Source organism: Streptomyces sp. NPDC102490, assembly GCF_044765285.1.
Taxonomy (GTDB): Bacteria; Actinomycetota; Actinomycetes; order Streptomycetales; family Streptomycetaceae; genus Streptomyces.
In genome coordinates this window covers 247,643-264,969 of the sequence record NZ_JBIWJU010000003.1, presented here as the reverse complement: position 1 = coordinate 264,969, position 17,327 = coordinate 247,643, and the positions used below count along the sequence as shown (strand labels likewise).

Annotated in this window: 13 protein-coding genes and 1 pseudogene; 5 read left to right on the top strand and 9 right to left on the bottom strand. The window is 68.0% G+C overall.

All coding sequences use genetic code 11. The annotated features are described in order from the left end of the window. The first annotated feature begins 238 nt into the window (after positions 1–238). Positions 239–7,261 (top strand): polymorphic toxin-type HINT domain-containing protein, encoded by a 7,023-nt coding sequence (locus tag ACIRGB_RS07810; RefSeq protein WP_403859840.1) that lies wholly within the window; start codon positions 239–241, stop codon positions 7,259–7,261. Continuing rightward, a complete protein-coding gene (locus ACIRGB_RS07805) occupies positions 7,251–7,589 on the top strand; it encodes a hypothetical protein (RefSeq protein WP_403859837.1) in 339 nt (112 codons plus the stop codon). The genes ACIRGB_RS07810 and ACIRGB_RS07805 overlap by 11 nt, the downstream gene beginning before the upstream one ends. Before the next feature lie 99 nt (positions 7,590–7,688). On the opposite strand, the pseudogene ACIRGB_RS07800 reads toward ACIRGB_RS07805, so the two are convergent. From ACIRGB_RS07800 to ACIRGB_RS07770, 7 genes and pseudogenes are all read right to left on the bottom strand, one after another. Further along, a pseudogene (locus tag ACIRGB_RS07800) lies at positions 7,689–8,967 on the bottom strand (tyrosine-type recombinase/integrase). Continuing rightward, positions 8,967–9,191, bottom strand: a complete 225-nt coding sequence (locus tag ACIRGB_RS07795; RefSeq protein ID WP_403859834.1) for a helix-turn-helix domain-containing protein — start codon at positions 9,189–9,191, stop codon at positions 8,967–8,969. Before ACIRGB_RS07795 ends, ACIRGB_RS07800 begins: the two are co-directional and overlap by 1 nt. Then, the gene (locus tag ACIRGB_RS07790; protein ID WP_403859831.1) at positions 9,191–10,636 is read right to left on the bottom strand and encodes a replication initiator; all 1,446 of its coding nucleotides are present in this window, start codon (positions 10,634–10,636) and stop codon (positions 9,191–9,193) included. Before ACIRGB_RS07790 ends, ACIRGB_RS07795 begins: the two co-directional genes overlap by 1 nt. A gap of 136 nt (positions 10,637–10,772) precedes the next feature. Then, complete coding sequence (locus tag ACIRGB_RS07785; protein WP_403859828.1) at positions 10,773–11,510, bottom strand: DUF2637 domain-containing protein; 738 nt, start codon at positions 11,508–11,510, stop codon at positions 10,773–10,775. Between the two features lie 35 nt (positions 11,511–11,545). Beyond that, positions 11,546–12,955, bottom strand: coding sequence for a cell division protein FtsK (locus ACIRGB_RS07780; RefSeq protein WP_403859825.1), 1,410 nt, complete (start codon positions 12,953–12,955; stop codon positions 11,546–11,548). A 1-nt stretch (position 12,956) separates the two neighbouring features. After that, entirely contained in the window at positions 12,957–13,145 is a 189-nt protein-coding gene (locus ACIRGB_RS07775; protein ID WP_403859822.1) for a hypothetical protein, read from the bottom strand. Continuing rightward, on the bottom strand, positions 13,142–13,495 hold the full coding sequence (locus ACIRGB_RS07770) for a hypothetical protein (protein ID WP_403859819.1): 354 nt from the start codon (positions 13,493–13,495) through the stop codon (positions 13,142–13,144). The genes ACIRGB_RS07775 and ACIRGB_RS07770 overlap by 4 nt, the downstream gene beginning before the upstream one ends. Positions 13,496–13,659: 164 nt before the next feature. Between ACIRGB_RS07770 and ACIRGB_RS07765 the strand changes: the two genes are divergently transcribed. Continuing rightward, complete coding sequence (locus tag ACIRGB_RS07765; RefSeq protein WP_403859816.1) at positions 13,660–14,553, top strand: GntR family transcriptional regulator; 894 nt, start codon at positions 13,660–13,662, stop codon at positions 14,551–14,553. 577 nt (positions 14,554–15,130) lie between these two features. Here the strand turns inward: ACIRGB_RS07765 and ACIRGB_RS07760 are convergent. After that, complete coding sequence (locus ACIRGB_RS07760; RefSeq protein ID WP_403859813.1) at positions 15,131–15,376, bottom strand: hypothetical protein; 246 nt, start codon at positions 15,374–15,376, stop codon at positions 15,131–15,133. Then, positions 15,364–15,606, bottom strand: coding sequence for a hypothetical protein (locus tag ACIRGB_RS07755; RefSeq protein WP_403859810.1), 243 nt, complete (start codon positions 15,604–15,606; stop codon positions 15,364–15,366). The genes ACIRGB_RS07760 and ACIRGB_RS07755 overlap by 13 nt, the downstream gene beginning before the upstream one ends. A gap of 281 nt (positions 15,607–15,887) precedes the next feature. On the opposite strand from ACIRGB_RS07755, the gene ACIRGB_RS07750 reads away from it, so the two are divergent. Then, on the top strand, positions 15,888–16,607 hold the full coding sequence (locus tag ACIRGB_RS07750; protein WP_403860631.1) for an XRE family transcriptional regulator: 720 nt from the start codon (positions 15,888–15,890) through the stop codon (positions 16,605–16,607). 2 nt (positions 16,608–16,609) lie between these two features. Continuing rightward, entirely contained in the window at positions 16,610–17,080 is a 471-nt protein-coding gene (locus ACIRGB_RS07745) for an NUDIX domain-containing protein (RefSeq protein WP_403859807.1), read from the top strand. Positions 17,081–17,327 lie beyond the last annotated feature (247 nt).

Here is a 17,327-nt window from a genome sequence, read left to right as displayed (position 1 = left end):
GCTGCACTCTGTGAGTGACTTTGTCGATACATGGCGTGACGATGATCACTAATACTCCGAGTGTCTGGCATTTCTTCACAGACCTCTCACAGAATTCGCCCGATCTGTTTCGTCCTGCGCGAGGTCCCTCTCCGACCCCGCTCCAAGTGGTCCGGGGGGACCCTCCGTGTTCGGTCGAACTCGCTCGTCTCGAAGCCTGCGCGTCCGCAGAGCCGTCGTCGCAGCAGCCGGTGCCGCCGTGCTCGTTGGTCTGCTGCCCGCGACATCGGTGGCCGTGCCACCGGTCCCGCCGGTCAACGAACCGGGGCGCGAAGCCCTGCTGCTCGAGTCGCTCGACAAAGTCGTTCCGGCCGACGGCACTTCGGTCAACCAGGACGTCGAGAGCCTGAAGACCGACGTTCCGCAGGACAGGCAAGAAGCACCGTCCGGTACCGCCACCCCGCTTCCCGCGTCCACCGCAACGGTCACCTTTCCGTCCGGTGCCGCACGGAGCCTGTCCGCCACCGTCGAGCCCGAGTCCTCGGACCAGATCCCGGTCACGCTCGCCCCGGCCGAGGGGCAGCCCGCGCCCACCGGTGCGTGGGGCGTGAGCGTGGACGCCCGCGTCGACGTCACCACGCAGGGCGTGGACGGTGCGGTCATCCGCGTCGACCCGCCGGACACGGGGGCGGTGCCGGTCGCGCTCTCGTTGGACTACCGGACCTTCGAGAACCTCTACGGCGCCGACTGGGGCTCCCGCCTGCGCCTGGTCCAGTTCCCCGCGTGCTACCTGACCACTCCCGAGGCCGAGGAGTGCCAGACGTACACGGAGCTGGAGACGGTCAACGACCCGGACACCAACACGGTCTCCGCGACCGTCGATCCGGCCGCCGACGACACCGTCGCCGCGGCGTCCGAAGGCACCTCCGCGCAGTCGGCGGGCTCCCGCCTCCTGAACGCGGAAGGCAGCGGCGACTCCACGGTGATCGGTGCGGTCGATTCCGGAGAGGGCCCCGGCGGCTCGTTCAAGGCGACGCCCCTCGCTTCGACCGGCTCCTGGTCCCATGCCGGCAGTTCCGGCGCCTTCGTCTGGTCCTACCCGCTGACCGTTCCAGCACCCCCGGCCGGCCCCGTGCCGAAGATCGCGCTCACCTACAACTCGCAGTCCGTGGACGGCCGCACCGGCGTCTCCTCCCCGCAAGGCTCATGGATCGGCGAAGGCTGGGACTACGACCCCGGTCACATCGAGCGCCGTTACCGCAGCTGCAAGGACGACCGGAAAACCCTGGATGCCGGCGCTCCCAACAACACTGCCAAATCCAACAAGACTTCCGACCTGTGCTGGGTCTCGCACAACGCGGTGATGTCCCTCGCCGGCCGAACCACCGAACTGGTCCGCGTCGGCACCACCAACACCTACCGGCCCGCGTCCGACGACGGCACCAGGGTCACGCTCAAGACCGGAGCGGCGAACGGCGACAACGACGGTGAGTACTGGGAGGTGACCAGCACCGACGGGACCGTGTACACCTTCGGTCGGCACGAGGTCGGCGCAGGCCACGCCGACACCAACTCGGTCTCGACGGTCCCTGTCTTCGGTAACCATCCCGGTGAACCGTGCCATGCCACCGCCTTCGCCGACTCCCGCTGCGGAGCGGGCAAGCAGCAGGCGTGGCGCTGGGGCCTGGACAAGGTCGCGGACGTCCACGGCAACGTGATGGTCGTCAACTGGAAACAGGAGACGAACTACTACGCCGTCCGCGACAAGCGGAAGACTCCGGAAGCCTACGAGCGCTTCGCCTACCCCACCACCATCGACTACGGAATGCGCTCGGACGACCTGTCCAAGCCCTCCGCGCAGGTCAGCTTCGGCGTCAAGCAGCGCTGCCTGAAGTCCACCACCGCCTGTGACCCGGCGAACTTCGCCAAGACCCACGACCCTGGCGCCTACCGCCCCTGGTGGGACACTCCCGGCAACCTCAACTGCAAATCGACGTCCAAGCTCTGCCCCGGCTTCCCGTCCTTTTGGACACAGATGCGCCTGGAGACCGTCACCACCCTCGGTGCCCGCCCCGGCGTGACCGGCCTCGGCAAGGTCGACGTCTATGCCCTGCACCAGTCGTTCCCCGACGACTGGTATGACACTTCCCCGGGACTGTGGCTCAACTCGATCACCCGCACGGGATACGGTCCCGGTGACACGAGCGGCACCGTCCAGTCCAAGGACGGCGTGAGCTTCGCCGAGTACCGCGTCGGCTCCTCCTCTCCGCTCCAGTCCCGCCTGCGTGACCGCCAGCTCCCCAACCTCGTCCGCACCGGCCCCAAGGACCAGCGACCCGCCTTCACCCGTCCCCGCATCGGCACCGTCGCCACCGAGGCCGGCGCCGACATTGAGGTCGAGTACACCGGAGGCTGCGCCACCCCGCCGTCCGAGGACAAGGGGAAGGCGAACGGAACCTGCTACCCCGTCCGCTGGTCACCGGACGGCGACGAGAAGACGCCTGCCAAGCAGTGGTTCAACAAGTACGTCGTCGACTCCGTTGTGGAGACCGACAAGGTCACCAACCACGGCGTGCCGATCGTCACCAAGTACAAGTACACCGGACCCGCCTGGGCCAAGTCCGACGACGAGTTCCAGCGTCCCGCTTTGCGCACGTACAGCGACTGGCAGGGCTACCGCCAGGTGTCCGTCACCAAGGGCAGCAAGACCACTTCGAGCAAGACCGGCAACGACGACCCGCAGTCGCAGTCGTACTCCGAGACCCGCTACTTCGTCGGCACCGGCGGTGAGGTCAAGGACTCCACCGGCGCGTACACCCTGGTCAGCGACGATGCCCCCCAGTACGCGGGCCAGGTAGCGGAGGCCCTCGTCTACAAGGACTCGGACAAGCAGCTCGTCCGGCGCACCCTGAACTTCCCCTGGTCCAAGCAGACCGCCTCCCGCGCCCGGGAGGCGGAGGACGGCTCGGCCATGGAACCGCTCCTCGCCCACCGCGTCGGCATCAAACGCACCGACGACATCCAGTCCCTCGACAGCGGATGGCAGTCCAAGCGCACCCTGACCACCGTCGACGACACCTACGGACTGGCCACCGAGATCGAAAGCTTCGTCGTCAAGCCCGACGGCACCGGCGAAGCGCGCTCCGAGCAGGAATGCACCCGCAACACCTACGTCCACAACACCGACGCACACCTGATCGGCCTGATCTCCCTGAGCCGGACGATCGCCGTTCCCTGCGCCCAATACGACAGTGCCAACTACGCCACGCACCTGCTGAAATCGGTCCGCACCAGCTACGACAACCTCGCCAACGCCGCCACGCCGCTCAAGGGCATGCCCACCACCGTCGCCGAATCCAACGGCGAGGGCGACGCACACAGCGTCGTCACCACCACCACCTACGACCCGCTCGGCCGCGTCCGCAAGGTCACCAAGCCCAGTCAGGGCACCACCGAGAACGTCTACACACCAGCCGACACCGGAGGCCCGCTCACCGGCCTCAAGACCATCAATGCCCTCGGGCACGCCACCACGACCACCTTCGACCCCGGCCGCTCCCTCCCGCTCACCGTCACCGACCCCAACGGCCGCGTGACCCGGTACGAGTACGACGACCTCGGCCGCCTGGCCAAGGGCTGGTCCCCGACCCGCTCCAGCGGCACCCAGACCCCCGACGTCCAGATCAGCTACCAACAGGCCACAGCCACCCCCTCCAGGACCAGCCCCGCCGCCGTCACCACCAAGACCATCAAGGACGACGGCAGCTACGCCTCCTCGGTCACCATCTACGACGGACTGCTCCGCCCGGTCCAGACCCAGAACGAGGCCCACGGCCCCGGCCGCATCATCACCGACACCTCCTACGACGACCACGGCCGGACCAGCATCGTCACCAACGGCTACCTCGCCGCGGACCAGCCCACCACAACCCTCTTCCAACCCAGGTCCACGACCCTCATCCCCAGCTACCTCAAGACCCAGTACGACGGCATGGGCCGCACCATCCGGCAAGCGACCTACCACGACGGTGACTTCGAGTACGAGACCTTCACCTCGTACGGACCGAACACCGTGCACGTAGACCCCCCGGGCAACACGTCCCCGTCCACTTGGACCACCACTGACGCCCTTGGCCGGGTCACCGAGATCGAGCAGTACACGGACGCCGCCCAGACGACCACCCGGTCGACCCGCTACGCCTACGACGTCCGAGGCAACCGCTCGGAAGTCACCGACCCGGCCGGCAACAAGTGGACGTACAAGTACGACGTACGCGGCCGTCTGGTCGAGGCCACCGACCCGGACACCGGCACCACCAAAACGACCGCGTACGACGGCGCCGACCGCCCCCTCACCACCGTCGATGCCAACGGCAAATCCCTCCACACGACCTACGACGCACTCGGACGTGTGACGGCCGTCCGCGAGGGTTCAGCCACGGCGAGCCCCATCAAGTCCTTCACCTTCGACGCTGTCGGTGCACTCGGTATGCCGGTCGCCTCGACCCGGCACATGCCGGACGGCGACTACGTCACCAGGATCACCGGCTATACCACGGACTACCAGCCCATCGGGCGGGACATCACCATCCCCGCCAACACCAAGACCGCCGGGCTCTCGGGCACGTACAGCTACACCTACAGCTACACACCGACCGGCAAGCCCCTCTCGGTGACCTACCCGGCCAAGGGCGGCATCGCCTCCGAGAAGGTTGTCACCCGCTACAACGAGGACGGCCTGCCCGAGTCAACAGCGGGCGCCGACTGGTATACCGCTGACGCCACCTACTCCCCGTTCGGTGAAGTCCTGCGCACCGTCTCCGGCTCCCAGCCCTATCGCGTGTGGACCACCAACTTCGTCGACCCCCACACCGGGCGGCTGCAGCGCACCGTCGCCGACCGCGAGACGGCGTCACCGCACCGCATCACCGACAGCTACTACTCCTACGACGCTTCCGGCACCATCACCTCGCATGCCCGCAAGCTGAGTGAAGCCGCAAGCTCCACCTGGGACACGCAGTGCTTCACCTACGACGCCCTCGGTGAACTCGTCCACGCCTGGACCTCCAACATCGCCCCCACCGGTACGGGCAACGGCTGCAAGACCGCCAACGGTGCCACCTTCGGCTACCGAACCGACTACGCCGCCTCGTCCGGCCCCGTCGCGGACGCTCCGAACGCGGACACCGACACCTCCAGCCCGGACACCTCACTGACCAGCACGCTCGCAGCAGCCGCCCCGGCCACCGGCACCGTGGCATCCTCCACCACCGCCTACCGCCAGGCATTCACCTACGACTGGATCGGCAACCGCTCCACCCTCACCGAGCACCACGTCACCGACCCCACCAAGAACATCACCTACCGCTCCAACTACGGCACCACCACCGGAAACGGCACAACCGAACCGGTCGCCACCCAGCCGCACACCCTCGCCTGGGTCTCCACCACCCCCACCGGCTCCGGCAGCTCCTACACCTACGACCTCGCCGGCAACACCACCAAACGCGACCTCGCCAACGACACCCAGAACTTCACCTGGACCACCGAAAACAAGCCCGCCACCGTCACCACCGGCGCCACCACCGTCAACTACACCTACGACACCGGCGGCCAACGCCTCCTGGAGAACTCCAGCGAAGGCTCCACCCTCTACCTTCCCGGCGGCGAACTCACCACCGACAGCACCGGAAAGATCACCAAGGCAACCCGCAACTACGTCCACCCCGGCGCCCCGACAGTCGTCCGCACCTCAAACGGCACCAGCACCGGCCACACCCGCAACATCCAACTCGCCGACCATCTCGGTACCGCCAACACCACCATCCAGATGGCCGCCAACCAGTCAGTCACCAGACGGGCCTTCAAACCCTTCGGCGAGGCCCGCGGCCCCCAGCCGACCTCCTGGCCGGACAAGCGCAGCTACCTGGGCACCGGCATCGACGACACCGCCACCGGCCTGACCCACATCGGCGCACGCGAGTACGACCAGGCCAACGGACGCTTCATCAGCGCGGACCCGCTCCTGGACATCACGGACCCGCTGCAGATGAACGGCTACGCCTACGCCAAGAACAGCCCCATCAGCACCAGCGACCCCGACGGCATGAAGCCGGTCACCGACTGCTGGAGAGGCTGCAAAGACGGCGACAGCATCTACCGGGACTGGGTGGTCCCCGGCAGTGACGGAGGCTGGTCCACCCGTCACGAACAATCTGTTTACACCTACGACTCGGAAGGTGACGTCCACAGCGTTACCCGAACAGGCAGCTACCACCCGACGATGGGCACAACGACCCTCATCAAGCCGTACAACCTGACAGCCCAGAAGAACGCCCTCAAATTCATTTCCGGTCTCGTCTTCCCTGACGTGGAAGCATGGAAAAAGGCAATTTCCGGACAGGCTGACGGGTGGGACTACTTCGGTATCGCCTCGGACCTTCCCTTCGCGAAGGTAGCGAAACTGGTACCTGATTCGGTTGTAAAAAAGGGCAGGGAAGCCGTCGAAAAGTGGCTCGCACGGGTCAGTTCGGGATGTAAGTGCTTCCTTGCCGGCACCGAAGTCCTCATGGCCGACGGCAAGACCAGGGAAATCGAGAAAATCAAGGTCGGTGACGAGGTCGTTGCCACAGACCCGGAAACAGGGCAGACCCGCCTCCGCAAGGTCACCCGCCTGATCATCACCGAAGACGACAAGCACTTCAACGAACTGACCATCAAAACACCCAACGGACCCAAAAAGCTCACCGCCACACACGAACACCCCTTCTGGGTCCCAGAAATCGGAGCCTGGGTCGAGGCCCGCAACCTCGCCGCCGGCACGACCCTCAGAACCCCCGACGGCACCACCGTCCGCGTCATCAGCAACCGTGCCTACACCAAGCACGCGCGGACATACAACCTCACAGTCGAAGACCTGCACACGTACTATGTGCTGGCGGGGGCCACGCCGGTTCTGGTTCATAATTCCAGTGGCTGCCTTACGATGTCTTCCGCGATTGGCGGGGACTCGTCCCTGGTGAAGGCTGCGCAGCAGGCAGGGAAGAATCAGAAGGTTCAGGCCGACCTGGATAGCCTGTTCCAGCAGCTGTCGCGCGGAAATATGAATCCGGGACTCGGAAGTAAGGCATTGTCTGGAACGGATGTCACCTACGCGCGAGGACGAAACGGCGGTCGCCTATTCTTCCGGAATGTTGACGGAGGGATTCAGATCGTTGGGAAATCCGATAAGGCAAACGAGTCAAAGGTGATTGCGAGGCTGAACCAGCTCTATGGTCAGTGATTCTCTCTACCGCGTAGAGAACCAGCAGTTCAGTGCCCTCTTCATGTTGGGTGCGGAGGACGACAAGGAAACCGTTGAGAACGTTGACGCTGAACTAAGCCTCCCGGATGGGACGCGATGGAGCGCCACGTTCATGACGCTACGGGCGATCGAACAGGTGATGAATCGATGGCAGGAGACTGGGGAATGCGCCAGCGGTGCGTACTTCCAGTGTTCCGACCTCGTGATCATTCCAGAGGGCGGTCTGGCGGCGATGCTGGATTCCTTCAAGGGGATTATCGATTCAGGTGGGCCTGAAGGAGTTTTGCAACTCCTGAGTGACGACTGAATCACCGTAGATGCTCCTGTGGAGCGAAACAGGATGCCCCTTTCCCGGGTGACGGAGAAAGGGGCATCCTGGGTTTTGACGGCAACGGTGACGGCAACGTCAGCGGACGACGGCTGCGGTGGGCGGGTCGTCCGGGGCGTCGGTCTGGCTGAGGATGCTGCCGAGGGTGTCGATGGCCTGGCGTTGGAGGCGGAGTCGGACGTGGGCGTAGACGCCGGCGGTAACGCCGATGTGGGCGTGGCCGAGGAGTTCCTTGATGACGACGAGATCGACGCCTTGCTCCAGGAGCAGGGTGGCGGTCGAGTGTCGGAGGTCGTGGAAGCGGATCGTCCGGAGCCCTGCGCTGTGGAGGAGGCGGCGGAAGCGGCGGGTGAGGTTGGTGGGGTCGAGTGGCTGGCCGTTCGGGGTGGTGAAGACGAGGCCGTTGTCCGTCCAGCCCGTTCCGGCCGCCTGGCGCTCTTCCTGCTGCTGTTCCTGGTGGATCTTGAGGGAACTGAGGCACTCGGTAGGGAGGGCGATGCGCCGCTCGGAGGCCAGGGTTTTGGTATGCAGGACGGTCAAGCCCTGGGTGCGGGTGCGCTGGAGGGAGCGGTGGATGGTGGCGGTACCGCCGTCGAGGTCGAGGTCTTCCCAGTTGAGGCCGAGGAGTTCGCCCTTGCGGAGTCCGGTGCGCAGAGCGAGTTCGTACAGGGCGTGAAGCCGGTCGCTATTGGCCGTCTGAAGCAGTTGCCGGGCTTCGACGGCAGTGAGGGGCTGGAAGCGTCTGGGCGGGCGTGGCGGTCTTGACGTTCCGGGCGACGTTGCGCGGCAGTTCGTCCTCGCGGACGGCGTGTTCCAGGGCGGACTTGAGTACGGCGTGGACGTACGTGACGGTCAGCGGTGAGAGCCGCTTGCCGCAGCACTGGCCGATGGCGCAGCAGGATCGCCGGGCGGAGTCCCGTTTCTGGGCGCAGCACTGGCAGGTGGTGCGGAGTCCGTCGAGGAAGGTGCGGACGTCGCGGGTGGTGAGCCGGGCGAGCTTCTTGGCGCCGAGGCCGGGATTGATGTGGAGGCGGATGGCGGCGGCGTAGCGGGTGTGGGTGTTCTCCCGCAGGTGGTGAACGGCGACGCCGTCCAGCCAGTACGCGAGGTAGGCGCTCACGGTGCTGTCGGCTGCGGCGATGGGGAGGCCGCGGTTGCTGGCGGCGATCTTCTCGGTGAGCTTGGTCACCGCGTCTTTACGGGTGGTGCCGTAGACGCGGACGCGCCTGCGGGTGTTACCGGGGGCGAGGACGTATCCGGCGGCTTCCCAACGTCCGTCCTTGCGCTGGTAGACGGTCCCGTCGCCGTTCGCACGGGTGCGGGAGCGGCGGGACGAAGCGGGGCGGGCTGTGGTCATCAGGCGGCTTCCTGTTCCATGCGGGTGCGGATGAAGTCGGTGAGGGCGTGGGTGGGGATGCGGCGGGCGCGGCCGAGGGTGATCGAGGCGAGTTGTCTGGTGCGGAGCAGGTCGTAGACGGCGGAGCGGCCGAGCTGGAGGCGGGCCATCACCTGGGGCACCGTGAGTAGATCCAGGGCAGGGGCCGCTTCCGCGTGGAGGACGGCGAGCGGGGGCGAGGCCATCAACAGCCCCCCTCGGCCGCGAACTGCCTTTCCAGTTCCTTGCGGTGCCAGACGTGGGCTGCGAGGAGTGCGGCGCCGGGGCTGTACCCCGAGCCGAGGTAGTCCCACCGGCTGATGACGAGGGTGGTCGTCGGGGCGAGATCGGGCAGGCCGGCGTGGATGCGGGCCTGTTCGGTGCGCCAGGCGCGGCGGGCGTCGCGTAGCGCGCCCAGGGTGATGGAGTAGCTGCGGGACTTGGTGGAGAAGTGGCCCCGGAAGCCGAGCATGTGTGCCCACTTCCGGAGCTTGAGGTGGGCGAACTCCGGCAGCCTGCCCAGCTCCCAGCAGGTGCGGATCATCTGCCGGACGTGTCGGGTGACGGCGAGGCGGGGCAGCGGGCGGGCCTGTCCGGTGCCGTCGCAGGCGGTGCACGGGAGCGGGGTGCCGTGGGGCAGGAGGGTGGCGCCGCGTCCCTGGCAGGGGCGGCAGAGGAGGGTGTGGTCGAGGATGCCGGAGGCGTCGGCGGACTTGGTGGCGTATTTCGCCACGTAGGCGGCGACGGCCTGGTCGGTGAATTCGGTGTCGGTGCCGAAGGCTGCGATCTCGCGTACGTCGAACTGTTCGCCCCAGGTGAGTTCGCGTTTCCCGACCGCATCTGGCTCGACCGTGACGCGGACCCGCGCGGCGGCGGCGCGGGCGGCCTTGGTGAGTACGGCGACGGTGGCGTACGGCGGTGGGGGCTGGTTGTTGCCGTCGGGGCCGTCGAGTCGGATGACGGCGTGGAAGTGGACCAGGCCGCGCTGCTGGTACTCGGCGACCTTCGCGAAGGACACCCGCAGGACCGCGTGGGCGGCCTTCTGGGTCATGCCGAGCTCGGCGGCGATCTCGCGGCGCAGGTAGGTGGTGAAGCGGGCCCACAGCGTGGAGGCGTGGGCGTTGAACAAGACCGCGCCTTCGTAGTCGTACGTCCCGGGGTTTAGCGGCGTCCCGATCAGGGCGTCCGTGGGTTCGTGGAGCTTGCGGCAGCGGCAGCGCCGGATGTCGCCGTCGGGAGTGGTGAGGCGGTTGTGGACGGGGCCGAAGGATGGCGGGGTGAGGGTGACGAAGACGCGGGGGTGGGTGCGGACGGTGTCGGGCACGGTCTTGCCGCCGGAGAGGCCGGCGCGGATGAGGTGATAGGTGTCGGCGGAATAGATGCGGGAGCAGGCCGGGCAGCGGGAGGCGCGGCGGTTGCCGCACATGGTGAGCAGGCTGCCCGTCGGTTCGGCGGAGGATGTGTAGGAGCGCAGCACCTCACCCGTCGCGGAATCGGCGGTGGTGGTGTGGCCGGTCAGACGCACGGGCTCGGTGCAGCCGCCGAGGCGTTCGATCTGCTGTTGCGCGCGGTCGAAGTCGGGGTGGTTGACGAGGTGGAGCAGGTCCCGCACGGCGGGGCTTGCCACGTGGCGCAGGTCTAGGGTGACCATTCGAGGCGTGTCCCTTCTGTCGGGTGGGTGGCCCCGAGCAGCAACCAGCCAGGCCAGAGGGCGTGTTGGTGCTGCTCGGGGCATGACGAACCAGGCCCTGGGGCGGGCGAGGGGGATGCGGCCGGTGAGGGCCGGCTCAGAGCTGAGCGAGTGCGGCGGTGGCCACCGGCTGGGCGACGCCCATGCGCGTTCCTAGGTGGGCGGCGGTGATGGGTGTTCCGTGCTCGGCGTGGTGGGTGTCCGCGATGCGCCGGGCCGCGTCCAGCAGGGCGGCAGGCAGGGCCGGGCCGGAGGCGGGCCGAGTCGTCTTGGCGACGGCGATGGGCAGAGCGGCGGCCGGAGCCAGAGCGGGCTCCAGTTCCTCGGCCGGGGAGGCGGCGACGACCGGGGCGGGCGTCGGGGGCTCGGGTGCGGGTGCTTCGTCGGGCACCGGTTCGGAGATGGCGGCTGCCTCCAGGTGCGGGGTGGGGCGGGTGAGGGTGTGGAACTGGGCGAGGAAGGCGGGGCCGACGTGTCCCCAGCCGAGCAGCAGGAGCGGAGCGACGGTGTCCAGGCAGGCCCGTCCGTAGCGTCCGGTCAGCAGCGGTTCGGTGGTGTTCAGCGCGAGGGTGAGCAGGCCGCACAGGTGCAGCAGCCGGGTACCGGCCTCCAGCTCACGCTTGGGGACGCCGCGCAGGGCCAGGAAGCGCAGTGCGACCAGGAGCCCGACGACGGACAGGTCCACCATGGGGGCGATCAGCGGCGCGATCGGGCGGGGGACACCGAGCCGCAGGGCGAGCGCCCAGACGTTGCCGAAGGAGAAGACGAAGGCCAGCGCGGCGATGACCACCATGACCACGGTCACGGTGCGCCGGGTGAACCGTTCCTCCGCCATGCGATCAACCTCCCTTCTGACGTGGGCTTTTCGTGTCACTTGACGAGCGGGACGGGGGTGCCGTCCGGCCCGCTCTCGGGGAGCCTGCGGCCGGTGTTGTCGACGAGGGCGTCAAGGAGGAGGGTGGGATCGGCGGTCAGATCGGAGGTGTCCTCGGCGACGCGGGCCGCGTCGGCGTCCGAGACGTAGGGGGTGCGGATGCGGGTGTAGCCGGGGCGGCCCTGCATCGCCATCACGGCGACGCCGACATAGGCGGGGTCCTGCAAGGTAACCGGGCTGGCGTCGGGCCAGTTGCGGATGTCGTCACCCAGCGCGGCCACCGCGGCTTCCACCGTCTTCTGCGCGAAGGACAGCCCGATGGGGCACACGTCGCGGATGAAGGTTGGGAGGGCGTCACCGGTGGTCTTCTGGCTGATCAGGATCACCAGGAGGCTGACGCTGCGGCCCTTCTTGACCAGGTCCTCCACCAGCCGGGCGTTCTCCGCCGTTAGCGCGCCCAAACGTTTCGTCTCGGCGTCGCTGCCCTTGTACTCGCGGAAGAATGTGTGTGCCTCGTCGATGATCAGGACCGTGAGCGGCCACTGCGGCGAGGGGCCGACGTGCCACATGTTCTTCACGCCCAGTACGTCACGGATGGTCGAGGACCGGCGTCGACGCAGCTCCACCAGCCGCTTGAACAGTGCGTTGGCTTCGTCAAGGTCGTCCCCGCAGAACGCGAACATCCGCTTGACGAGGTCGGCGTAGTCGCCCTCCGAGGCCCGCGATACCTTGCCGTCCGCAGTCGCGATCTGCACGGACGGAGACGGCGCGAAGTCACAGACGAACTTGTTGACGGTCGAGGTCTTGCCCGCACCGGGAACGCCGGCCACGGTCACGCCGGGCACGTTGGCCAAGGACACGCACACCTTGGCGGCGTACTCGTCCACGCCCAGCTCCCAACGCGTCAGGTCCGTGGGCGGGCGGCCGATGGGCCGGTGTGCGGTCGGCGTGGTCAGCGGGTCGGAGCGCACGCCCCGGATCACCACCCGGCCAGGCCCGTCCGGCAGGACGGAGACCCGCGTGCACCGCCAGGCGTCCGCCAGGAACCGCGCCGCCTTCTGGTACTCCTCCAGCTCGACCTGCGGCAGAGTCTTTGCTCGCACGACCACGCCGAACCGGTCGGGCTTCACCTTGATCCGGGGAGTGAGCACCCGAGGTGCGGGGGCGGGGCCGTCTTTGGACGCGGTGATCTGCGCGAGCAGGCTCGGGGTCTTGTCGGTGACCGTCAACCCGGCCATCCGCGCGAGCCGTACCCAGCCACACCGCACCCGGACGGCCTGCCGCATGCTCACCCGCGTGCCCCGGTCGGCACGCACGTAGCGCACCACCGTCACCAGCAGCCACACACCGACCAGCGCAGTAGCGATCGGCAGCGCGTACGACGCGTATCCCGCGATGGCTTCCATGTCATGCCCCCTCTTCGCGTATCAGGTGGAGCACATGCCCCAGGTCCAGGCGGGCCGCCTGCACCGGGTTCAGGCCGAGCAGATCGAGCACCGCGGCCGAGACGGCGAACACGGCCTTGCCTTCGGTCCCCGGCAGCGGCCGGAGCGGGTACAACTCCCGCTCTGGTACGGAGTTTTCGAAGCGGCTCACTGGGCCGCCTCCGCCGTCACCAGCTCCAGGCGGGCGGCCCGGTAGGCGACGCCGTCGGAGAGCTGTCCGTTGAAGATTCGCGCCCACGGAGTTGCGAACAGCTCCACCGGCCGCACCATCGCCCCCGGCTTGAGCCCGGCCGCCAGGCCCGTCTCCGGAACCGTGATCTTCAGGACCTCGGCCCGGCCGTCCTCCATGAGCATCACAGTCACCGTGTACAGCGACGCGCCGGTCTCCCGGTCGGTGGCGACCTCCCCGGTCTGCTGGTCCTTGATCTTCAGCGTCGGGTCGGTGCCCGCGATGCAGACCGCCGACGGCAGCAGGGCAACACGGATACGGGTCATGGCCATGCCATCACATCCTCGTTCGATGGAGCCGCTTGATCGACTGGCCATGACCATAGCGGCACACTCGCTACACCCGCGACACTCGATTCGTATCGTTACAGCGATACAGCTAAAACGCCGAGGACGCCTGAGTGTGCCGCGAGTGCTGGCCCCGCTACCCTCATGCCATGAAGCTGCCCCTGGGAGAGGACCCCCGGCCGCCATACGTCCAGGCCGCCGACGTCCTGCGCGTCGCGATCCACGACGGCGAGCTGCGCCCAGGCGAGCGGCTCCCCGCCGCGCGCGAGCTGCAAAAGCGCTTCGGCATCGCCAGCTCCACGGTCCAAAACGCCCTGCGGCTGCTCAAGGAGGAGGGGCTGATCTACTCGGTCCTGGGCCGGGGCAGCTACGTCCGAGCGCCGAAGCCGATGGCACCCGCCGAAGTGAAGACAGACGCCGTCGAGGAAGACGAGGTCGATCCTGGCGAGTCCGATCCTGAGTACATCGGTCTCGGCGACCTCCGACGCGGTTGGCGGACCGCCGACAGTCCTGCCGACGATCCGCGCCCCCCGTACGTGCGGACTGCGGACGAACTCCGCGAGCAGATCCAGGACGGCCGACTTGCGCCGGGCGCCAAGCTCCCGTCCGCCCGCGACCTGCAAGCTCAGTACGGCATCGCCAACTCCACCGCGCAGAACGCCCTGCGGGTCCTCAAGGAGGAGGGGCTGATCTATTCCGTGCAGGGCCGGGGCGTCTTCGTCCGCCAGCTCAGCCCGCGCGATCAGTTCCTCAAGCGCTACAACGAGGGGTTGGAGGAAACGGCGGCGCAGCGCCGTGCGGACGAGGAAGCGGTGCGGCTCAGCGGAAAGAGCGACGACGAAGTGGCCGCCGAACTCGCCGCCGCCGAGGAACGGTTCACCAAGGCCAGCACGGAGTTCGAAGCCGCCACCGCCCACCGTGATGCCATGCGCGCCGTCATGGAGCAACGCAAGCGTCTCAGCGGCAACTACACGCCAGAAGAGACCGCCGCCAAGGCCCAGCGCCTGCACGACCGGCTGAACGAAGGCAGACGCCGACGCTGAACCGACCGCACGCGGTAGAGCGGCAGGACACGAGGCATCCAAGGCGAGCTGTTCAGAGTTTCTTTACTTGATCAAGGGCGTCCCGCTGACGCGGGCCGCCGCGCGCCGGCGGTCGGCGACCGCCGCCCGCTCCTGTCTGCCGCCCCGCTGGCGACGGCCGCCGACCACTCGGCGCGCAGAGCCCGGGAGCGTAAGCCGGACCCCCAATCGGAAGCCCCGGTCCGACCCCTCAGCAGCAGGTTGGCCGGGCACCTGAGAGGCCGCCCGGCGGGCTCGCGCCGTCCCGGACGCGCCCATGCTTGCTGCCTGGCTGGGGCCGTGACGATGGAGATAACGGGGCTGATGCCGGTGCGGGGTTGAGCGAGACACACGTGGCGGGTGGTCGGTCGGCGCGCCCACCGTCGTGGCTGACTTTCTGTGGCAGAGGCCAGAACCCCCACAGCCATGGGCACGGCACGTACGTGAGGCCCGTCCCTGCCGGGGCTGACGAGTGCGGGGGAGCCTCGATCGGCTGCGCCCGGCAGGGACGGGAGTCGGGTGGGTCAGCGCGGTGCGGCACCTGGGCGAGCGAGGCGGATCACGTCTGGCGCCAGGTCCGCCAGGGGCGGGTGATGATCTCCCGGTAGGTGTGGTGGGACGGGTTCTGCCCACAGTGCCGCAACACCCACTCCTGCGGTTCGGCGAACTCCTCGCTTGTCAGCGAGGTCTCTCCGTCCACGGCGCACTGCATCGCGTAATGGACTGGCTCCGCGTCCGGCTCGCGGTCGGGCTGGAGCGTCCAGGTCTCGTAGCGCAGGACCGAGCGAGGGGTCACCGTCCCCACCTCCGGTTGGCCACGGCCACCTTCGCGCTCGGCTCCTCCGTCGGAGTCGGCGTACGTACGTCCTCGGGCGGCACGTCCCACTCCCGGCCACCGCACGGTGGCCGAAGCTGCACGTACGTCCCCACATGCCCCATCACCACGCCCACCTTGCCGCTCCGCCGGTCGACCACCAGGGCGCCGGCATCGGGCGAGACGGTGTGCCCGTCGGCATCAGGGGTGGGGGCCGTCATCGTGACCGCCCCGGCGAGGCGGCCCGCGACCGGGCGTCCAGTCGCAGGGCGGGAACACATGGGGTGGCGCTCATTCGCACGGTGACGCTCCTCGGCGGCGTTGATGCGTGCCCTGGGCCTGTTGGTGCCGCAGGGTCGGCACCGATCCTCACGCCGGTCACCAGGACGAAGGAACCTCCACCAAACCCCAATTCGGGACGTCCCGCACCGTGTAGAACGTCCCTGGTGCCGTCCTGGGACGAAGGGGGAGACTCGTGCCGAACGAGAGACTACGAGCCGTCATGGCGGCGGGAGGCTGGACGTACGCCGCACTCGCTCAGCAGGTCGAGGTCGACCCCAAGTCGGTCGAGCGCTGGGTCAACCTCGGGCGTATCCCACGTCGTGCCACCGCCCTCCAGGCGGCCAAGGCCCTGGGAGAAGACGTGCACGCACTCTGGCCGGCGCTCCGCCAGGCCCGCCCCGCCCGCGCCATCAGCCCCGAACTGCTCGCGCTCTACGAACAGCGGGCCGACATCCCCGTCTCGACGTTCACCGACCTGATGGCCCAAGCCCGGGAACGGATCGACATCCTCGTCTACGCGGCGGTCTTCCTCCACGAGGCATACCCGCGGCTGAACGAACTCCTCACCGAACGCACCGCCGAAGGCTGCACCGTCCGCATCGCGATCGGGGACCCCGACAGCGAAAACGTCCAAGCCCGCGGCCAGGAAGAGCGGTTCGGCCACGGCATCGAATCCCGCTGCCGCCTCGCGCTCATGCACTACAAGCCGCTCGCCGACACCCCCGGCATCGAAGTCCGCACCCACGGCACCACGCTCTACAACTCCCTCTACCGGGCCGACGACCAGCAACTCGTCAACGCACACGTCTGGGGCGTCAACGCCTACGCAGCCCCCGTGTGGCACCTTCGCCGTCACGAGACAGGCGGCATGTTCGGCACCTACGCCGACAGCTTCGACGCCGTGTGGGCGACGGCAACCCCCGTACGAGAGGAAGGCTGACCGTGGCCCGCACCGAGTACTACGACGACCCCAACGCGCCCAAGCCGAACAGCATGGTCGTCGCCGCATCCGCCGTCGTCACCGACGACCACGGGCGCATCCTCCTCCAGCGCCGCCGCGACAACGACCTGTGGGCCCTGCCCGGAGGCGGCATGGACCTCACCGACTCCCTGCCAGGCACAGCCGTCCGAGAGGTCAAAGAGGAGAGCGGCCTCGACGTCGAGATCACCGGCCTGGTCGGCACCTACACCGACCCGAAACACATCATCGTCTACACCGACGGCGAGGTCCGCCGTCAGTTCAACGTCTGCTTCACCGCCCGCATCACCGGCGGCCAACTGACAATCTCCGACGAGTCCACCGAACTCCGGTTCGTGCCATCAGAAGAGATCGAGCGGTTGCCGATGCACCACACCCAACGACTCAGGCTCCAACACTTCCTGGAACAACGCGAGAAGCCGTACCTGGGCTGAACCCTCTGACGGCAGTAGCGACGGCAACAACCCCGCACAACCACGGACACCCACGCACCTCACCGGACCAGCAGACCGCACTTGACCTGCGAAAAGGCAGGTCAAAGGCTTCGCGTAGCACACGTACTATGTACTCGCTGGGCAGACGCCGGTCCTGGTGCATAACGCGAATTGCGCAACTGCGACGGTCGATGACCTCCTTAATCTGGCCACCACTGGGGGCAAGGGGCAGCTTACCCCAGCCGGG